The organism is Oceanidesulfovibrio marinus, assembly GCF_013085545.1.
In the GTDB taxonomy this organism is placed as follows: Bacteria; Desulfobacterota; Desulfovibrionia; order Desulfovibrionales; family Desulfovibrionaceae; genus Oceanidesulfovibrio; species Oceanidesulfovibrio marinus.
This window is the reverse complement of the sequence record NZ_CP039543.1, coordinates 691,996-710,364: the sequence shown is the minus strand read 5'-3', so window position 1 is coordinate 710,364 and position 18,369 is coordinate 691,996. Positions and strand designations below refer to the sequence as shown.

Here is an 18,369-nt window from a genome sequence, read left to right as displayed (position 1 = left end):
ACGCCTGTGTGTCGGGCGGGGGGCCGGACGCAACGCCCTGCCGCTGTCTGACCGGGCCATGATGCGTTCCCAAGGGCTATTTCGTATGGAAGCCAAGTATTTCGAACCATTCCTCGACGCCTTCAAAGAGGCTGTCTGCATCACCGACAGCCAGGGCGTCGTCCTGCATATCAACGCCAAGTATTCCAGGCTGACCGGGATTGAAAAAAAGGACATCGTCGGCAAGAACCTCCAGGAGCTCGTGGATGGCGGGCACTTTGACATCGTGCTCAACCCCATCATCGTCAAGGGCAAGGTGGAGACCTCCCGCATCCAGAACCTCATGAACGGCAAGAAGCTCCTTCTGGACGGGCACCCGATTTTCGACGACCAGGGCGAGGTCGCCTGTGTCGTGACCTTTATCTACGACATCACCACCCTGGAGGAGCTCAAGGAGCAGGTCATCGCCCAGCGGGAGCTCCTGGAAACGTTCAAGAAGCTGCAAAGCATAGACGCGGGCGAGCAACGCATCTGCCCGCTGGTCGTTCACAGCGAAGCCATGCGCCGGGCAATCGGCCAGATCGGCATGCTCGCCGAAACAGACGCCACGGTGCTGCTTCTGGGCGAGACCGGCGTGGGCAAAGACGTGTTCGCCAGGCGTCTGCACGCCTCCAGCCCCCGGGCCGACAAGCCGTTCATCAAGGCCGACTGCGGCAGTATTCCGGAAAATCTCGTGGAGACGGAGCTGTTCGGCTACGCGCCGGGTACTTTTTCCGGCGGCATCAAGCAGGGCAAGGTTGGTTTGATCGAGGCCGCCTCCTCGGGGACGCTGTTCCTCGACGAAATCGGCGAGCTGCCCCTTGCCATGCAATCCCGGCTGCTGCGCCTGCTCCAGGACTGGGAAATCAAGCGCGTGGGCTCCACCACGCCGACCAAGATCGACGTGCGCGTCATCGCTGCCACCAACAAGGATCTGGAAGAGGAAGTCGCCGCCGGCCGGTTCCGCAGCGATCTGTACTACCGGCTCAAGGTGGCGGTCATCCGCATCCCGCCCCTGCGCAAGCGCAAAGGGGACATTCTGCCCCTGGCCCAATGCTTTCTGGAGTTCTATGGCGCCCGGTACAAACGCTCCTGCGAGCTCACCCCGGCGGCCGGCCAGGCGCTTACCGAGTACCGCTGGCCCGGCAATGTGCGCGAGATGGAAAACCTCATCCACGGTCTCGTCATCACCAGCGCCAATGATCGCATTGATGAAGGCGACCTGCCTATCAAGCGCAGCAGCGCGCCGCCCATCAACATCGCGGACGCCGAAGCACCTGACCTGGACATAGCCGACAGGTCCTACAAGGACATCATGCGGGAGCTGGAGAATCAGGTACTTCTGGCGGGGCTGAAGCAGTACGGCTCGCTGCAGGAGATGGCCGAGCATTTCCAGCTCGACCGCACCACTGTGTTCCGCAAGGTCCGGGCCATGGCCAAAGATCTCAACATGCCCATGCCTGTAAACAAGCGGCGGAAGCGGAAGTCCACTAAGGACTCGTGAGCCTGCGGCCCGCGCTCGAATCGGCCGGCCATCGACTTCATGTACAGCTTTAACATTCCCCCGTTTGTAAGCCAGGACAGCGGCAGATCCAGTAGGCCGCTGTCCTGGCGCGTTCCAAGGTCATGCCGCATCCGTGCGGATCGTCACACGAGCGTTTGCAGCTGCTTGAATGAGGCCTCCTGGAGGGAAGCGTCCGCATAGGAGTAGCTTCGGCCGAGGTACTCGTACTTCGGCTGTCCCATGCGGTGGAAAGGCAGCAGCTCGTAAGTGACGTTCGGACGCTGGGCAATGAACCTGCGGATAGCAACGATGTCTTCCGCCGAGTCGTTGAACCCTGGAATAACAGGTGTGCGAGCCTTGATTGGCAGCGTGGGGAATGTCTCGCAAACCTTGTTGAAATTACTGAGAATCAGATCGTTGCCGACCCCGGTGAACTCCTTGTGCCTGACGCTGTCCATGCACTTGATGTCGTAGATGAGGTTGTCGAGCAGGCCGCAGGCTTCCTGCAGGACATCCCAGGAGTAGTGGCCGCACGTCTCCATGGCTGTATTGATGTGCCGCTTTCTCGCCTCGCGCAGAAGCGCGGTCACAAACTGGGGCTGTGCCATGGCCTCGCCACCGCTGAGCGTCAGCCCGCCACCGGATCTGGCGTAGAAGAGACTGTCCTCCTCCACACGGCGCAGCACCTGGTCCACGGTCTGCCGTTCGCCATACATCGTCTGCGCGCCGGAAGGACAGGCATCCACGCAGGCGAAGCAGTCCGTACACCGCTCGCGGTCGATGATGAGCAAATCGCCGACAACCGTGATGGCTTTGGTCGGACAGACGTCCACGCAGCGGCCGCACACCGAGGCTGTGAGGCATCGGGTCGGGTTGAAGGCGCGCTCCGGGTCGAGCAACTGCGACTCGGGGTTGCAGCACCAACGGCAGCGCAGCGGGCACCCTTTCAGAAAGATCAGAGTGCGGATGCCGTGGCCGTCGTGCACGCTGAACTTCTGCACATTGAACACAATACCGGTAACGTCTTTGTCTAACATGACATGATCCTTTGCATCGCGCGCATTATTTCGTCTTCTTTTTCCCCGATGGCCGCAACGCCAGCACATGAAGGGAAAGGAACCCCAAGGGATCGGGAGTCATGCGCGCACGGCTCCCGATCCGCCCCATGGTGCCGATGTGTGTTACATATCGGCGTGTTCGGTCCGCTCGATGATGTCATTTTGCAAATCGCGGGACAGGTCACAGAAGTAGGCACTGTACCCGGCGATGCGCACGAGCAGACTACGATAGCTATCCGGGTCTTCCTGGGCGGCAAGCAACGTCTGCTTGTTGACGATGTTGAACTGCAGGTGCCACAGCTTGAGGTCGCACCAGGTCCGGATGAGGTCGATGATCTTCTGCGTGCCCTCCTCGCCTGCCACGCACTTGGGCGACAGCTTGATGTTGAGCAGGCGCGAGGCGCGGTTGATCATGCCGTAGTTTTTCGTGTGGTAGTTGGACAGAAGCACTGCCGTGGGACCGTTTTTGTCCGCGCCGTGGGAGGCGGAAGAGCCGTCGGACAGCGCGGTCCAGGCCTTGCGACCATTGGGCGTGGCCGAAACCACCTTGCCGAAGGGCACGTGGGACGTGATGGGCACGTAGCGCACGTCGACGTGTACGCCGCGCTCCTCGGAGCTCTTCTTGGCTGCCACCTGGGTGAAGCGGTCGATGTCCTTGGCGATGGAGTCGGCGTAGGGGTCGTTGTTGCCGTAGCACGGCGCATTGCGCAGCATCTCGCGCACGGGCTCATGGCCCACGAAGTCTGCGTCCACAGCGTCCAGCACCTGCTTCAGGGTCAGCTTCTTGTCCTCGAAAACGAGCTTCTTGATGGCGGCCAGCGAGTCCACGATCGTGCCGTAGCCCAGGAACTCGAAGTAGGAGTAGTCCACGCCGCCCTCGATCTTGGGCTCGTGCAGGTCCTGGAGGTTCTCCATGCACAGGCTGTGCAGGAGCGAGGAAAGCGGCGCGGCAAAGTGCTGCGGCCGCAGGCAATCCACCACATACTGCTGCTGAAATGCCTTTTGCAGCAGGTTCAGATGCTGCGTCTTGTACGCCTCGTAGAACTCCTCCCAGGTCTCGAACTTGGTGAAGTCGCCGGTCTCGACGCCGATGAGCTCATCGTTGTAGCAGCGCATCCGACCGTTGCGCATGAGCATTTCCAGAGCCGAGGCGAAGTTGATGTAGACGCAGCCCGAGGTGTAGGTGTCGCGGTTGGGCATGCGCGCCTCGGTGCAGCCGGACACGGCGTAGTCCAGAGCCTCGTCCATGGGCGCGCCCTTGATGGCGTACAGCGGCACGACTTCCTCATCGTTGATGAGCTTGGGGAAGCCCGAGCCGTCCTTGACGGTCAGGGCCACCTCGTACAGATAGCGCTCCGGCGAACGGCTGTGGATGCGCGTGGCCAGGTCCGGGTAGTTGAGCGGGAAGTCGCGCTTGGACTCCAGGAACAAGTAGGTCAGATCGTTGGTGGCGTCCTCGCCGTCCGGGGTCTGGCCGCCGATGGTCACGGCCTCCCAGTGGGCGTAGCCTTCCTGGAACTCGTTGCCGGTGGGGTTGATGTAGAGGTCGATGAACTGGGCCATGTCCACCCACATGCACTCCAGCAGCTCGCGGGCTTCATCGCGGGTCAGCGTGCCGTCCTCGATATCCTTGGCGTAGAAGGGATAGAGGTACTGGTCCATGCGGCCGTTGGAGATGATGGCGCTGGCCTTCTGCTCCAAGCGGGAGAACATCTGCACGAACCACTGGCACTGCATGGCTTCGCGGAAGTTGCGGGCCGGATAGGCGGGCACGCGCTCGCAGGTCTCGGCGATGCGTTCGAGCTCCATCTTGCGGGTGGGATCGGTCTCGCTGGCGGCCAGCTCCCTGGCCAGATCAGCATGGCGCCGGGCCCAGATCATGATCGCGTCGCAAACGATGATCATGGCTTCCAGGAAAGGCTTCTTGTCCCAGATGCTGACGGAGTCGTTCTCCTTCTCCAGAGCGGCGAGCTTGGCTTTGGCCTCGTTCTGCAGGTCGATGAAGCCGCGCGTGATGGCCTTTTCGTAATCCGGCACCCACTGCAGGGCGGAACGGTAGGACGAGGTTTCGCTGACCACGAACTTGGACTTGAGGCCGCGCTCGTCGTCGTAGGTCACGGTGCGCAGCTCTTCCGGGAGCACGTTGTTGAGATGCTCGTGGTAGGTCTTGCCTTCCCAGTACGGGGCGATCTCTTCCACCAGGGTCTTCATGTTTTCGGGCGAAATCCTGAATGGGCTCTTGGCGCGGTTCGGCAGGTCCTTCATGACCTCGATGTAGAAATCGCCGTCGATCTCCGGGTAGAGGATGCCGTAGCGGCCGAGCTGCCCGGCGCGGCCGGCGAGGAGCTGATTCGGCGTGATGTAGACGGTGATCTTCTCGGCGACGTTCTTCAGCGCCTTGGCCCAGCGGAGGGTCAGCAGCTCGCCTTCGGTCTCCTTCATTGACTGCGTGAAGTACAGTGCCCGCTCGATATCCACGACAGGCACGGTGAACTGGTTCGTCTCCAGAATCTGGTACACACGCTCGCGTCCCTGGCGATCGACCTTTTGGGTGGCGATGCGCTCTTCTTGGGGGGACAGGCAACACTCTGCAGCAGCTATCATAATTCTACTCCTAGAATTTATTGAATAATGACGTTGAGTTCTGAGTTGCAACAATGCCCCTGAGTAAGCATCAACCATGCCAGCCTATTAACAGGCTAAAATAGCGAGTCTTTTTGTGAAATATGGATCAAGACCTTTTCCTCCTCCGCCGGTAGTTTTGTGCAGATCTGCACAGTAATGTATGTATTGCATTAGAATAAAACGAAATCTGAATATTTGTGCAAATCTGCACAAAAATAGTTTGTGCACAAATGCACAAGTACTGATTCAGACGAGGCAACGGCAACCTCCCCGCTACTGACCGCGATGCCTGGCAGCAGGGACGTCAATGAGCGACTGAATCCGCGGCCAAGACGACTCCGCACGCAGCCGTTGCCGCGCCCATCCTTATCTGGATGCAATGCTGGAATGTACTGGTGCGCTGGTGGCGATCACCGGTTTAAATAAAGAAAGGGTTCCAGCATCGTATGCCGAAACCCTTTTCGATTCCCAAACCTGTTTTGAACAACGTCAGGCGTTTTTCCCGGCCATGTATGCCTCTTCCATGGTTCGGGTTCCTTTGACCCTACCCGCGTCCCAGATGCCAGTCACGGCGATGGTGCCCTTCTCCGTGATGCCGCTCAGGCAGTTGGTAAAGACCCGCAGGCTCTGCACGGTGCTGTCCACCGGGAGCTTGCCACCCGCGGCGGACACGATGAAGTACACGTCCTTGCCGCGGATCATGGAGTAAATGGGGCAGATCCTGTCGATAAATGTCTTGAGCTGACCGTTCATGGAGCGGAAGTACACCGGAGTGGCCAGGACCAGGACATCGGCGTCGAGTATTTTTTCATGGATCTCCGGCATATCGTCCTGCTGGACGCAGGTGCCTCTCCCGCCGACGCAGGAGCAGCATCCCGTGCAGTAGTTGATCTCCTTCTCCGACAGACGAATCTTATCCACGTCGTGGCCGGCTTCCTGCGCGCCACGCATGAACTCGTCGCACAGCAGATCGGAGTTGCCGCCCTTTCTGGGGCTTGCCGATATAATCAATATTTTCTTGCTCATGTCGTTCCTCGGAGTTTTTCTAATCCAGTTCGATCCGAACGGTTATTTGCTGGTCCAGCGTATCCATGACTGAAAGCGGCGCTGCGATCCTTCCGAGGGTCACGAGGTTGCCGAACTGCTGCGAAATTTCTTCATCCTTGTACAGGATGGCGAAGTAATTCCCGCCTGCTTCGAAGGAGATGTCGCCGTTGGACCAGCCATTGCGCAGGTCGTTTTTGTCATACGGCAAGGGCTCGGCCATCATACCGCAGTAGTCGTGGTCGTACTTCTGGAGCCGCAGCGAAAGCGGCAGCCTGTCGACAAGCGCCCTGGACGATCGGCTGTTGTTCAGGACAGCGGAAATCTCGGTTTCGTCGACGATCAGCTTTATGTTGGTTTCATCAGCACCGCTCCCCTCTGACACGGCATGGCATGTTGCGGCGAACGCAAGGGAGGCTACAAGAATACAACAGATTACTGTCAATATAAGCATCGTGAATTCCTATGGTTTATATCAACTGAAACGTTCAAAACAGATCGTTCCGCTTATGGCTCGGAGCGATTGCTCTCCTTGTCCGCTTCGCTGACAGTCTTGATAAACTTCGCTGGCACCCCGCCAACAATCTCGTCCGGCGCAACATCTTTGGTGACGACCGCTCCGGCAGCAACAATGGCGTTATCACCAATGGTAACCCCCGGAAGTACTGTGGCATTTGAACCAATCCAGACGTTCTGGCCGACAACAATGGGAGCCGGATAGTTCCAATGCCGTTTTTCCCTGGTGAAGCCATGGTTTATGGTCGCAAGCACCACCTTGTGCCCGATGAGAGCCCCATCCTTGATGGTAATCCCACCCTGATCCTGAAAATTGCAGCACGAATTGATGAAGACGTTGTTGCCTATGCTCAGGTTCTTCCCGAAGTCTGTGTAAAACGAGGGAAACAAAGTGAATGTTTCATCCACCTGCTTGCCTGTAAGCTCAGACATAAGCGCCCGAACTTGCTCCGGCGTGTGATACGAGTTGTTCAGCTCGGCTGTTATCCGCATGGCTTCGTTACTGAAATGCACCAGGAGACTATGAATTTCCGTACCGCCCTGCACAGCCTGGCCGTTATTGAAGTATTCCAACAAGTCATCGAGATTCATTGTGTGTCCTCTTACTTTCTATGCGCAGGTAATCGCTTGAATATTGCTCACCTGGGGATTGCGTGCGAACAGGAGAATAATGATACAGGCGAGTATGGCCAGGAAGCCGTAACAGACAGCAATCTGGAAGAGACCCATAAAATGGGACAGCTGCCCTGCTATAAAGCTCGGAACTGCCGCGCCCGTATATGACGTTGCGTAAATCAACGACAGTACGCCGGCGCGTTTCTGCGGAGAAACATCTGCCAGCAAAGAGCGGATACTGCCGGTTACGACCGTGCCCTGGGCTGCTCCTGCTATGGCGCTTGTCAGCAGGAAGACGCCTACTGCAGACATCTTCAATGCCACAAGAACGCCACCGACAGCCAACGTAAAGACCACCATCCCCAGTCGCTGTGCTGTCGCCGGAGAAAAGCGCCCTGCAAGAGGACCTCCGATCACGCAAGGAAGCAAATACGACGAAAACACAAGAGCGGCTGTCAACGTATCTTGTGTCCCAAGCTGATCCGCCGCGATGGAGGGGCCATACGCCTGAAAGAACCCGCCCAATGCCCATGTCGCCACAAACGTACAGGCGGCCACCGGATAGAGCCGCCGGTCAGCCTGGGGCAGAGAAAATTTGGGCCGAAGAGAAGCAAGGAGCCCGGGCGTCCGTGTGACGGTTCCCTTGCTCAATGTAACCAACAGGGCGGAAACTACAATTCCGGCCAGAACAACCAAGTAACAGAGCACTCTTGGATACGGCCCATACTCTACAAGCGCACCCGATGCGATGGCGCCTAAAGTCAGACCAGTCATCGGGGAGTTCGCTACAACGACAGCTGGGAGCCAGTGCGGTGATGAAGGCGCGCTATCGACGACATACGATGCGATTGCACTGGATGCCAGACCACACGCCAAGCCCAGAAGCAGACGGCCTATGACCAGAGGCAGCGCACTATCGACATCCAGCAAAAGTATGCAAGCGACGGCTTCAAGCCCAAACACCAGAAAGGTTACCGGCTTTCGGCCCAGGTGGTCTGAAATGCGACCGAATATGAGCAGCGCCGTGATCGCGCCCACGAAGTAGACGACCGCCGTAAGGGAAAGGTCACTATACGTGAGCCCGTCGGCGCGGCGGTATATATCATAGAGCGGAATCGGCGTAGCCGAAACCGCAAACGCCATTAATAACGATATGGTGGCTGCGATAAACCCCATATTCTCGTGAGACTGTTGCAACGTTCCAGATCCTTTGCTTCAACGTACGTTATTCCTTGCTGCTGCGTTTTGATGATTGCTCAATCGCATCGAGCAGCTCATGCAGCTTGAGTGCATCTTCAAAACTCGGGGCCTCTCTCGTGCCGTTGCGAATATCGTTGGCAATCCTGGCGTACACGCAAGCAACGTTACGGGGAATGACGCTCTCCGGCAGACCGTTGTACATTTCGGCGGGCGGCGTGAGAGGCTTCATCTCTGTATCTTCGCCACGTGCACCCAAGATGGACAACTGCGTCATTTGCCCATGTCCAATATCACCAGTCACCTGGATATCGCCTTCCGTGCCATTGATCTCCCAGAGGAAGTTCGTTCCACGCGACAGTCCACCACGATAATGGGCAGAGAAGGCTGCTCCGCTTTGCAGCACGCCATGCACCATGATCTGGTCCTCCGCCGTGGTCGGAACCGTCTCTCCTGTGTCGGTGATGTGCACCATATCGCGCCGTTTCAGCATGCGGCCGGAAACCTCCGCAAAATCTCCAAGGACCTCTTTCAGACCGGCCATGGTATGGCCGAACGGAATGGTCAGCATGGTCGCGCCGTTGGATTTGTCGAAGAGGTAGGCGAGATCGGCAATCGTTTCCGCGCCCCAGTTTCCTCCGTCGCCGATCAGGGACGTTGACAGCACCTCGCCAACGTACCCGTCTGCAATGAGTCGGCGCAGGTGCTGCACTTCCGGGGCAACGCGCATCTGGTTTCCTACGGTCGCGACAACGCCCTTTTCTTTTGCCAGCTTGGTCAACTTCAGCGCTTCTGCCAGACCATTTCCCAATGGCCATTCGCAATGCACGTTCTTTCCGGCATTCAGTGCAGCAGTCACCAATTCGTAGTGATACGGCACCTTGACCGTCACCACGACAAGGTCAATCGCATCCGAGGACACAAGATCGTGCGGTGTGGCAAATGCATGCGGCAGGTTGAATGCCTTGGCCGTTTGTTGTGCACTTTCTGGAGTTGAGTTTGCAACGCCGACAACTTCAAAATCATCCGGCAGCGATTTCAGTGCCGGCATATGCGCCATCGAGGCCCAGTGGCTATCAGGATTCAAACCGATAACGCCTACGGAAATACGTTTTTTGTTCATCACAGCAGCTCCCTTTATATAGTGCCGCGCTCTATACCTGTATCAAGAACAGGAACGGATGCCGGGCATGTTCAAAGGGCAACGGCCCCCCAGCCAGCGGAAGCCAGGGGGCCTGTCAATTCTCTTCAAGCTCATCGCCGCGACGGCGAAAGCCTTCGATTCATGCAGATTACGACAGCGACTTGGTGAAGAAGTCTTCCAGCTTGTCGAAGGGGATCATGTCCACCCGGTCATAGAGGTCGATGTGCCTTGCGCCGGGGACAATGAAGAGCTCCTTGGGCTCTGCGGCCATTTCGTACGCGTCTTCAGTGAAGTACCGCGAGTGCGCCTTCTCACCCATGATGAACAGAATCGGCCTGGGCGAGATGGTGTCGACGTAGTTCATCAGCGGAAAGTTCATGAACGCCATGTTGCTTGTGGCCGTGAACGGACCGTGCGACCTGGGATGGTGGCCGCGCTCCATGGCGTAGTACTCCCAGAACTCGCTGCTGATGGGGTCCAGGCCCTCGGGGATGGACGTGGTCGGCTCACTCGGGAAGCCCTCGGGCAGCATCGGGCTGCCGTTTTCAAAGTCTTTCCAGCGCTGCTCGCCAAGCTCGTCGAGCATCTTGTTGCGCTCCTCGGCGGACATCGAATCTTCCCATCCATTACGGATCACACGGCTCATATCGTACATGCTCGCCGTGGCAACGGCCTTGATACGATGATCGACCTGTGCGGCTTTCAGGGCGAATCCGCCACTGCCGCAGATGCCGATGGCGCCAATCCTGTTCCTATCCACAAACGGGCGGGTTCCCAGGAAGTCAACGCCTGCGCTGAAGTCCTCGGAGAAGATCTCGGGGGACGAGATATGCCTCGGCTCGCCGCCGCTCTCGCCGTTGAACGATTCATCGAATGCAATGGCCACGAATCCGCGCTCCGCCATTGTCTGCGCATAGATGCCCGCGCCCTGCTCCTTGACGCCGCCATAGGGCGTGCCCACGACGAGAGCCGGATACTTTTTAGACGTGTCCATATCCTTGGGCATGTACATGTCTGCGGACAGGGTAATTCCGTACCTGTTGGGGTAGGAGACTTTTTCGTGCTTCACCTTGTCGCTTAACTTGAAGGTCTTGTCCCAGGTCATATTGTCCTCCGCAAAAGTTGTATCAGCCAAAATAAAAACAAAGCCGAATGTCAAAAGTGCAAGAAGTAGCTTCATGTTTGCTCCTTGGGGCCGCCGGCCCGAAAATCTTCTGTGAGTTTTTCCGCGTATCCGGAAATTACCAATCCCCGGCAATTGCCCCTGCTCAGGACGAGCCGGAAGGGGCAGCATTCGTACTATTGTCAATAGCCATCTCGGCGGGACAAAGGTAGACACGATTTTATCAAATTCTTGCACAATCCTCTCGGACCAAGCGTTTTTGAGGGCTCTTTGCCTATAAAAAAGCACGCTTGGGAGTCGCTGATGCGCCCAAACGTGCTCTCTGCAGGGCTGTTGCCTGTAGCCTCGTGGATTCTGTCTGTACCCGGCGGATGTGTGTCGTTCCCCGTGCATGCATCGCAGCGGCTCTGCGCCACGAACGACAGCATAATCCACGGCATCCGCCCCTCTGCCCCATCCAGTGGTGGCAGCGCTCTTTTATTGCTCGCAGACACCCAGCATGCGCAAAAACACATCGTTGAGCTTTCCCGGCAGGTCCTCGGCGCGCTGGGTCCCTACCATGGCCTCGTCGCAACCGCCACGGAAGCTGTAAAACATCATCACCGCGGTCCAGCGTTCGTCATCAACGCGCCAGGCACCGGCCCTGGCGCCCTCACCGATCAGCCGTGCAAGGTATCGGGTGATTTCGGAATCCGCCATGGCATGGCGAAACGGCATGCCCGCGCCGTAGATCACGACGTCATGGAGCTCGCTCATGTCGAAGTAGGCATCCACCGCCGCGTCGATCCAAGCTCGGATGCGTCCACGCCAATCATCGGGCTGGCAGCTTTCAACGTGCGACTGGATGCGGTTCACGATCTCTTTGTCGAAACCTTCCCGCAATATCAGGAGCAGGTCAGCCTTGTTCGCGAAGTAATGGTACAGCGTGCCCTTGGCGAAACCGGCAGCTGCGGCGATCTCGTCCATCGTTGTGGCGTCGTAGCCCTTTTCCACGAAGAGCTTGCCGGCAGCGTCAATCAAGGCTGCGCGTCTCAGATTCGCCTTCCGTGGTCCAGGCGGGGCCCCGATCCGGTGTTTTCTCTTGCGTTCTTTTTGTTCTGGCATGCTATTAGATTGTTTCATTTTATTTCCTTTTTATCGACGCTTCCAGCTCAACCGGCGCATTGCTCTCTGTAATACCATGGATGACCATTAACATTTTTTTCGACTCTTAGTCGATTTTAATATTGACTCTTAGTCGATTTTCTCCCAAGGTCAACCTAAAGGCGCGGTTTAGGGCGATTGTCGCCCGTACCAACTTCGGGAAAACTACGCGCAATTCCTCATGCGCCGGCGCCGGTTGTGGCAGCCATGAACGAATTGCGGACCGGGGCGAATGTATCGACTTCGGTCAGTTCATGAACTGTAAAAGCGGGAGTCGTACACAATGGAAATACGCAGAAGCTATTGTGGTCTCTGTCATCCCCGATGTGGCACGTTGTTGCACATTGAAGATGGCAAAGTTGTTAAAATTACCGGCGATCCAGATCATCCTATCACGCAGGGAGCTCTCTGCGAGCGTGGCAGATTGATGCTGGATCACATATATCATCCGCAACGCCTGAACTACCCTCTCAAGAGGGTCGGCAAGAAGGGCGAAGGCAAGTGGCAGCGAGTGACCTGGGAACAGGCATTGGACGAAGTAGCCGCAAAGCTCGCTAACCTGAAAGACAAGTACGGTGCGGAGACCCTTACCTTCACGCACGGCACAAAACGGACGTATCATTGGGACTGCCGCCGCTTTTTCAACCTCTTCGGCTCTCCCAATACATGCGGTGTCAACACCATTTGCATGTGTCCCAGCTACGCCACGGAGTATGCCACATATGGCGGCATGGTCATGGGGAGCGAGTTGTTGGGCGCGCAGTGCATCGTTCTGTGGGGCAACAACGCCTCCAAATCAAGTCCCATCGGCTCCTATCCCAAAATTCTCCATGCGCGAAAGAACGGCGCCAAGCTGATCGTCATCGACCCCCGAAGGACAAAAGAGGCGGAGACGGCGGATTTATGGCTGCAGATTCGCCCGGGCACGGACCTTGCCCTGATGCTGGGCTGGATTCGCCACATCATTGCGAGCGACCTGTACGATCACGAGTTTGTCGCCAACTGGACCGTTGGCTTTGAAGAGCTCAAGGCCGCTGTGGAACCTTATACTCCGGAGAAGGTTTCCGAGATCACATCGGTGCCTGCGGATCTCATTATAGAAGCCGCCAATACGTATGCCATGATCAGCCCTGCCGTGATTCCTTTCGGACTGGGGCTGGACAAGCAGGGCGTCAACTCCACGCAGTGCGCCAGAGGCCGGGCGATTCTCCGGGCCATTACCGGCAACCTGGAGATCCCTGGCGGTGATGTCTTCACCCTTGCTGGCGAGATCGGAAAAATCCATGATGCCGAGTATCTTGAGCTGAACCACCTTATCCCTGCAAGCCAGAGAGCCAAGCAGCTCGGCAGCCAGGAGTATCCATTCTTCGGGTTCCCGGGTTGGGAAAGGAACTCGGCCGCCAACAAAAAGCTGCCCAAGGGCTACGCGGCCGCACCCGAGGCATGGCACTCCAACCTGGCGCACGCCAGAGAGGTGATGAACGCCATCATCACCGGCAAGCCGTATCCGGTGAAGGCTGCAATCACGTTGGCGAACAACCCGCTGCTTGCCCTGCCCAACACGCAGCACGTGTTTGAAGCGCTGCAGGCTCTGGAGCTCTATGTGGTCATGGAGTACTACATGACCCCGTCCGCAGCCCTGGCCGACTACGTCTTCCCTGCTTCCACCACTGTGGAGCAACCGGAGCTCTGGCTGACTCCCGGATTCTGCATGTCCTGCCCGCAGGGAATCGAGCCGCTTTACGAGCGCCGCAACAGCTATGATTTCTACCGGGGACTGGGCGTACGGCTTGGCCAGGAAGAACACTGGCCCTGGAAAACCGTGGAAGAAGTCTACGACCATTGCCTGGAGCCAGTCGGGCTGACGTTCCAGCAGCTGGTGGACCAGTACGGCGTCCTGGGCAAAAGGGAGTATCGCCGCTACGAGAAATTCGGGTTTGGCACCCCTTCCGGTAAGGTCGAGCTCAAGTCCTCGATCTTTGAAGAGCTGGGAGCGGCCCCGCTTCCCGAATACCACGAGCCGAAATGGAGCCCGGTAAGCAGCCCCGATCTGGCCGAGGAGTACCCGCTGATCCTCATCACGGGAAGCCGCTTCATGCCGATGTATCAATCCGAGCAGCGGCAGATTGAAAAGGCCCGGAAGAAAGTCCCGGACCCCCTGGTCTCGATCCATCCCGACACGGCTGCAGAGCTGGGACTGTCTGAAGGGGACTGGGCCGTGATCTCGACTCCGAAGGGTTCGATACGCCAGCGCGTCAAGATTACGGACGCCATGCACCCCAAAATGGTTGATCTGCAACACTCATGGTGGTTCCCGGAGCGCGATCCGAGCCTTCCGGATCTCTTCGGCGCCTTCGAGTCGAACACCAACATGCTGTGTCCGGATGATCCGGAGTTTTGCAGCCCGGAAATAGGCAGCTGGCCCCATTCCGCATTGTTGTGCCGCGTTGAAAAGGAGCGTGAAGCGGAAATGGCCTCGTAAGCTCAGACCGCGCAAAGCGATTGCTGCCTTGGGGTCTCACCGCCCACGTGATGAGAGGCAGCTCAATCGCGGCGCTTTGAATATTAAACCGTGAGCCGGCTACCGCAGCTGGCTCACGGTTTTTTGCTGTGGGTCGCCGAACAACTCGTGGCTTCCTGTCGATCCCCCCGGCAGCACGGCGCACCGATGGGATCAAGGAGGGATCTACAATGCTCTTCCGTTTCGCCTATCGCACTATGATGGTATCGCCGGGAGACAATACGATGTTCTGTTCAAGATTCTTCCCGGAAGCAACGTCGCTGTAGTCAAAAGGCATTACCGTTTGCCCGCTCTGCGATTCGCGCACCACCAGAATGTCGTCGTCAGCGTACGGCGTCAGCCCGCCGGCCAGGGCTATGGCCTCCATTACCCGAATATTCCTGTACATGGGAAAGCCGCCCGGCTTGACCACCTTGCCCACGATGAAGATGGAGCGGCTGTTCATCTCCTTGAGCATGACGGCGATGCGCGCTTCCAGCACATACTCCTCCATGCGTTCCTGCATCTCGGCCTGCACTTCGGCTATGGTTCGTCCCACGGCCTGGACCTCGCCGATGAGCGGGAACGAGAACATGCCGTCCGGCCGTATGAGCACGTCGCGCGTCAGGTTCTCTTCCTTCCAGACCATGACCTCGACGACATCGCCGGGTCCGAGTATGTACTCGCCATCCGCAGCCTGCACAGCAGCGGTCATGAAAAGAACAGCAAAAAGAGATATAACAACTGTTGATATGATACGCATGTTTCCCCCTCCCCATACGCAACGTTCTTTCACGCCGCTCATTTATAGAACCCACGCCATGAAATACCCAGAACCACCTTGTTTCTGAAGTCGTATGATCCATCCATTTGCTGAACATAGGAGTGCTGGGCGCCAAGGGTGAGATACCACTCCTCGCTCAAGGCATACTCAATGCCCGGTGAGACAGAAAATGTATGCTGGTCACGCGAGTTCTCACCATAGGATTGATTGTAACTCCAGTCTGCGCTCCCTGTTATACTGAACCGCTCGCTTATTTTCCAGACGAGTGCGGCGTTCAGGTAGTCGCGAATGGAATTCGTTCCGCTCGACGATGGAGAAATCGATCTGGAGTAGCTGATAGACCAGGTCGCATATTGCGTTGCATACGAGATGCTGATGCTGCCGACGCCGGTGACATAGTCGTCGCCATCCCAGCCGTGCTGGTAGCCGAGGCCAACGGAGGCATCGGCATTGATCCGCTCCGATATCCTGTAGCCGCAGCCGATGTTCACGGAGCCGCTGTACTGCGTTCCGTCTTCATAGGTGCTGACCTCGCCGTCCGTGCTCAATGTGGCGCTGAAAATTTCGGAAAACGAATGGGTCCATCCGATGGTCACACTATTGGACGTGTAGTCGTCTCCTTGGCCGTCATACATCACGGATGCGAATGCATAGCCGAGAGACAATGCATCCAGCTCGGTCATCAATCGCGTATATCCGAGTGGAATGTTCAGCGAGTATCGTGTGCCGGATGTTCTGTAATCGCCATCATACGTGCCAAAGACATCGAAACCATTGCTCGCCTGGAACGATGCCGACGCCGAGAGATCGCTTCGTTCATCGAGATTGTATTGCCAGCTCAGCGCATGCGACTGATCGACGCGGTTCAACTTGGCGTCTGACGAGTAGAATAACAGTCTCAGGGTACTGCTCCACGCCACGCTGTTGCGCTCTTCCTTTCGTGTTGCAGTAAATGATGGCGAGATCACGTACTCAAGACCGCCGTCGCCCTCATACACTTGGTTGTCGTCGTAGCCGAGCTGGAACGAAACGCCCGGTGCGATGCTCCAGTCCGCTGCGGAGACGTCCGGCGGGCAAAGCAGCAGGAGCAGCCACGCCACCGCCAACAGGTACCCCCCCAGAACGACGTGGCTGCCCCTTCGCCTCTGCCCTGACCAATCGGCCTGAGCATGATGTGGCCGGCAACGACCAAGCGTGGCAGCAACGCGCCGTCGCTCGCCGTCGCGATCCTTTGCTTGCGGTTCCATGGCCGGGGCAATGCACACCATGTGCCACAAGGGTTCCGGTGTGATCACGGTTACCGGGAGCTTGTCAGGCTGATTCAGCTGGAAGCGCCCATTCCAAGTAAATACTTTTATTACGCATGGTTATGCCGCCATTCCCCAACAGCTCCAAAGAAGACGCCTGAGTCGGCTGTCTCCCGGACTTGCGGATTGCGGAGCTGTCGTTCGTCTTCGCGGCGGCTGGTTCGCCAAGCTTTTTTGGATTCTGTCTAGCAATCCTAGAGAGACAGGCCGGCACAGCAGTCGCGCACCTACTTCGCCGCGCTCCTGTAATCGCTCAACCCACAAATATTACTGATGAAAAACATCCATCAATTTTTGGCATGCATTTAGCTTCCAGGGTGCATCCAACTCAAACAGCCGCCTCCAAACTGCAGGGGTTCGCGCGACAATGACTGAACGAAGAAAAGCCACCCGTCACTCCATCTACCTGCCGGCACTCCTGCACTGCGAAGAAAGCAATGGAGGCGGCAAGCAATCTCGATACTTCACTGCGACAATAGTTGATATTTCGCAGGTTGGACTTCGCCTGAGCATCATAAAGGATCATTCCAAATACATTGATACAGATAAATTCAAAATATATTTCACAGCATTCGATAATACGTACATGGTGTGCTCCGAATGTGAGCTTGTCTACATGGTCTCTTCGCGGAGGAAGATGTTGATCGGCGTTTCGTTCTGCGAGCATAACGCCGCGCTGGAAAGCGAGATACAGCGGTATACCAACTGACCCACCTCACCCGGAACTGCACAACACCGCAACTTACGATGGAACGACCAGGAACCCGCTGATGAATCATACAACATACACATGGCTGGTGACGGGTGTCGCAGGTTTCATCGGCTCCAACATCCTGCAGCACCTCCTCGACCGCGACCAGATTGTTATCGGTCTGGACAACTTCTCCACAGGGCATCCGGAGAACCTCGATGAGGTCCAGGCCGCTACAGACGAGACAGCCTGGAATCGATTCACCTTCATTGAGGGCGATATCTGCGACCCGAAGGCCTGCGCCGCGGCGTGCAAAGGCGTGGACTTCGTGCTGCACCAGGCAGCCCTCGGCTCCGTGCCGCGGTCCATCGACGATCCCATCCACACCCACGAGTCCAACCTCTCCGGCTTCCTCCAGATGCTCGTGGCCGCCCGCGACGCCGGGGTGCGTTCATTCGTCTACGCCGCCTCCAGCTCCACGTACGGCGACAGCCCTCTGCTCCCGAAAGTCGAGGACTTGATCGGCGAGCCACTCTCGCCCTACGCCGTGACCAAGCTCGCCAACGAGCTCTACGCCAAGGTGTTCAGCAAGCTCTACGGGCTGCCCACGGTGGGGCTGCGCTACTTCAATGTCTTCGGTCCGCGGCAGGACCCCAACGGTGCATACGCCGCCGTAATCCCGGCCTGGTTCTCCGCCCTGCTCCACGGCTCCTCCCCATCCATCAACGGCGACGGCGAAACGAGCCGGGACTTCTGTTACATCGACAACGTGGTGCAGGCGAACATCCTGGCCGCGGTCTGCCCGTCCGAGCTCTCGTCCGGCCAGATCTTCAACATCGCCTGCGGCAAGCGTACCACGCTCAACGAACTGTTCCAGCTCATCCAGCAGGAGGTCGCGAAGTACGCCCCGGATGCTGCGGACGCGGAGCCCACATATCTCGACTTCCGGCCCGGTGATGTGCGCCATTCCCTGGCCAGCATAGACAAAGCGCGAAACATCCTGGGCTATCTGCCCGCCATCGACGTGGCGGAGGGGCTCAGGCTCGCGGCGCCGTGGTACGCGCATCGCCTGGCAATGTCAGACGCCGGAGCCTTGTAGC

Annotated in this window: 15 protein-coding genes; 4 read left to right on the top strand and 11 right to left on the bottom strand. The window is 57.7% G+C overall.

The features are described from left to right. Positions 1 to 85: 85 nt before the first annotated feature. The gene (locus E8L03_RS03185; protein WP_171266553.1) at positions 86 to 1,522 is read left to right on the top strand and encodes a sigma-54 interaction domain-containing protein; all 1,437 of its coding nucleotides are present in this window, start codon (positions 86 to 88) and stop codon (positions 1,520 to 1,522) included. A 143-nt stretch (positions 1,523 to 1,665) separates the two neighbouring features. On the opposite strand, the gene hpsH is transcribed toward E8L03_RS03185, so the two are convergent. The 9 genes from hpsH to E8L03_RS03140 form a co-directional block, all read right to left on the bottom strand. Then, a complete protein-coding gene (gene hpsH, locus E8L03_RS03180) occupies positions 1,666 to 2,559 on the bottom strand; it encodes a (2S)-3-sulfopropanediol dehydratase activating enzyme (protein ID WP_171266552.1) in 894 nt (297 codons plus the stop codon). A 144-nt stretch (positions 2,560 to 2,703) separates the two neighbouring features. Beyond that, on the bottom strand, positions 2,704 to 5,184 hold the full coding sequence (gene hpsG, locus E8L03_RS03175; protein ID WP_144307263.1) for a (2S)-3-sulfopropanediol dehydratase: 2,481 nt from the start codon (positions 5,182 to 5,184) through the stop codon (positions 2,704 to 2,706). Between the two features lie 510 nt (positions 5,185 to 5,694). Continuing rightward, positions 5,695 to 6,231: a flavodoxin family protein gene (locus tag E8L03_RS03170; RefSeq protein WP_171266551.1), complete on the bottom strand. Its 537-nt coding sequence runs from the start codon at positions 6,229 to 6,231 to the stop codon at positions 5,695 to 5,697. A 19-nt stretch (positions 6,232 to 6,250) separates the two neighbouring features. Then, a complete protein-coding gene (locus tag E8L03_RS03165) occupies positions 6,251 to 6,703 on the bottom strand; it encodes a cyclophilin-like fold protein (protein WP_171266550.1) in 453 nt (150 codons plus the stop codon). Between the two features lie 53 nt (positions 6,704 to 6,756). After that, entirely contained in the window at positions 6,757 to 7,356 is a 600-nt protein-coding gene (locus E8L03_RS21080; protein ID WP_171266549.1) for an acyltransferase, read from the bottom strand. Positions 7,357 to 7,374: 18 nt separating this feature from the next. Further along, on the bottom strand, positions 7,375 to 8,556 hold the full coding sequence (locus E8L03_RS03155) for an MFS transporter (protein WP_171266548.1): 1,182 nt from the start codon (positions 8,554 to 8,556) through the stop codon (positions 7,375 to 7,377). Positions 8,557 to 8,605: 49 nt separating this feature from the next. Next, a complete protein-coding gene (locus E8L03_RS03150) occupies positions 8,606 to 9,700 on the bottom strand; it encodes a Gfo/Idh/MocA family protein (RefSeq protein WP_171266547.1) in 1,095 nt (364 codons plus the stop codon). A 169-nt stretch (positions 9,701 to 9,869) separates the two neighbouring features. Beyond that, positions 9,870 to 10,826 carry an alpha/beta hydrolase gene (locus E8L03_RS03145; protein WP_144307257.1) on the bottom strand — a complete coding sequence of 319 codons (957 nt, stop codon included), beginning with the start codon at positions 10,824 to 10,826 and terminating at the stop codon, positions 9,870 to 9,872. A gap of 495 nt (positions 10,827 to 11,321) precedes the next feature. Then, complete coding sequence (locus tag E8L03_RS03140; protein WP_171266546.1) at positions 11,322 to 11,966, bottom strand: TetR/AcrR family transcriptional regulator; 645 nt, start codon at positions 11,964 to 11,966, stop codon at positions 11,322 to 11,324. A gap of 304 nt (positions 11,967 to 12,270) precedes the next feature. On the opposite strand from E8L03_RS03140, the gene E8L03_RS03135 reads away from it, so the two are divergent. Beyond that, the gene (locus E8L03_RS03135) at positions 12,271 to 14,469 is read left to right on the top strand and encodes a molybdopterin-containing oxidoreductase family protein (protein WP_171266545.1); all 2,199 of its coding nucleotides are present in this window, start codon (positions 12,271 to 12,273) and stop codon (positions 14,467 to 14,469) included. A gap of 226 nt (positions 14,470 to 14,695) precedes the next feature. Here E8L03_RS03135 and E8L03_RS03130 read toward each other — a convergent pair whose 3' ends face one another. Both E8L03_RS03130 and E8L03_RS03125 read right to left on the bottom strand, forming a co-directional pair. After that, positions 14,696 to 15,202 (bottom strand): polysaccharide biosynthesis/export family protein, encoded by a 507-nt coding sequence (locus tag E8L03_RS03130; protein ID WP_167512648.1) that lies wholly within the window; start codon positions 15,200 to 15,202, stop codon positions 14,696 to 14,698. A gap of 86 nt (positions 15,203 to 15,288) precedes the next feature. Beyond that, a complete protein-coding gene (locus tag E8L03_RS03125) occupies positions 15,289 to 16,518 on the bottom strand; it encodes an outer membrane beta-barrel protein (protein WP_171266544.1) in 1,230 nt (409 codons plus the stop codon). A gap of 427 nt (positions 16,519 to 16,945) precedes the next feature. On the opposite strand from E8L03_RS03125, the gene E8L03_RS03120 reads away from it, so the two are divergent. Next, entirely contained in the window at positions 16,946 to 17,287 is a 342-nt protein-coding gene (locus E8L03_RS03120; RefSeq protein WP_171266543.1) for a PilZ domain-containing protein, read from the top strand. Positions 17,288 to 17,348: 61 nt separating this feature from the next. Beyond that, on the top strand, positions 17,349 to 18,368 hold the full coding sequence (locus tag E8L03_RS03115; protein ID WP_171266542.1) for an SDR family oxidoreductase: 1,020 nt from the start codon (positions 17,349 to 17,351) through the stop codon (positions 18,366 to 18,368). Position 18,369 lies beyond the last annotated feature (1 nt).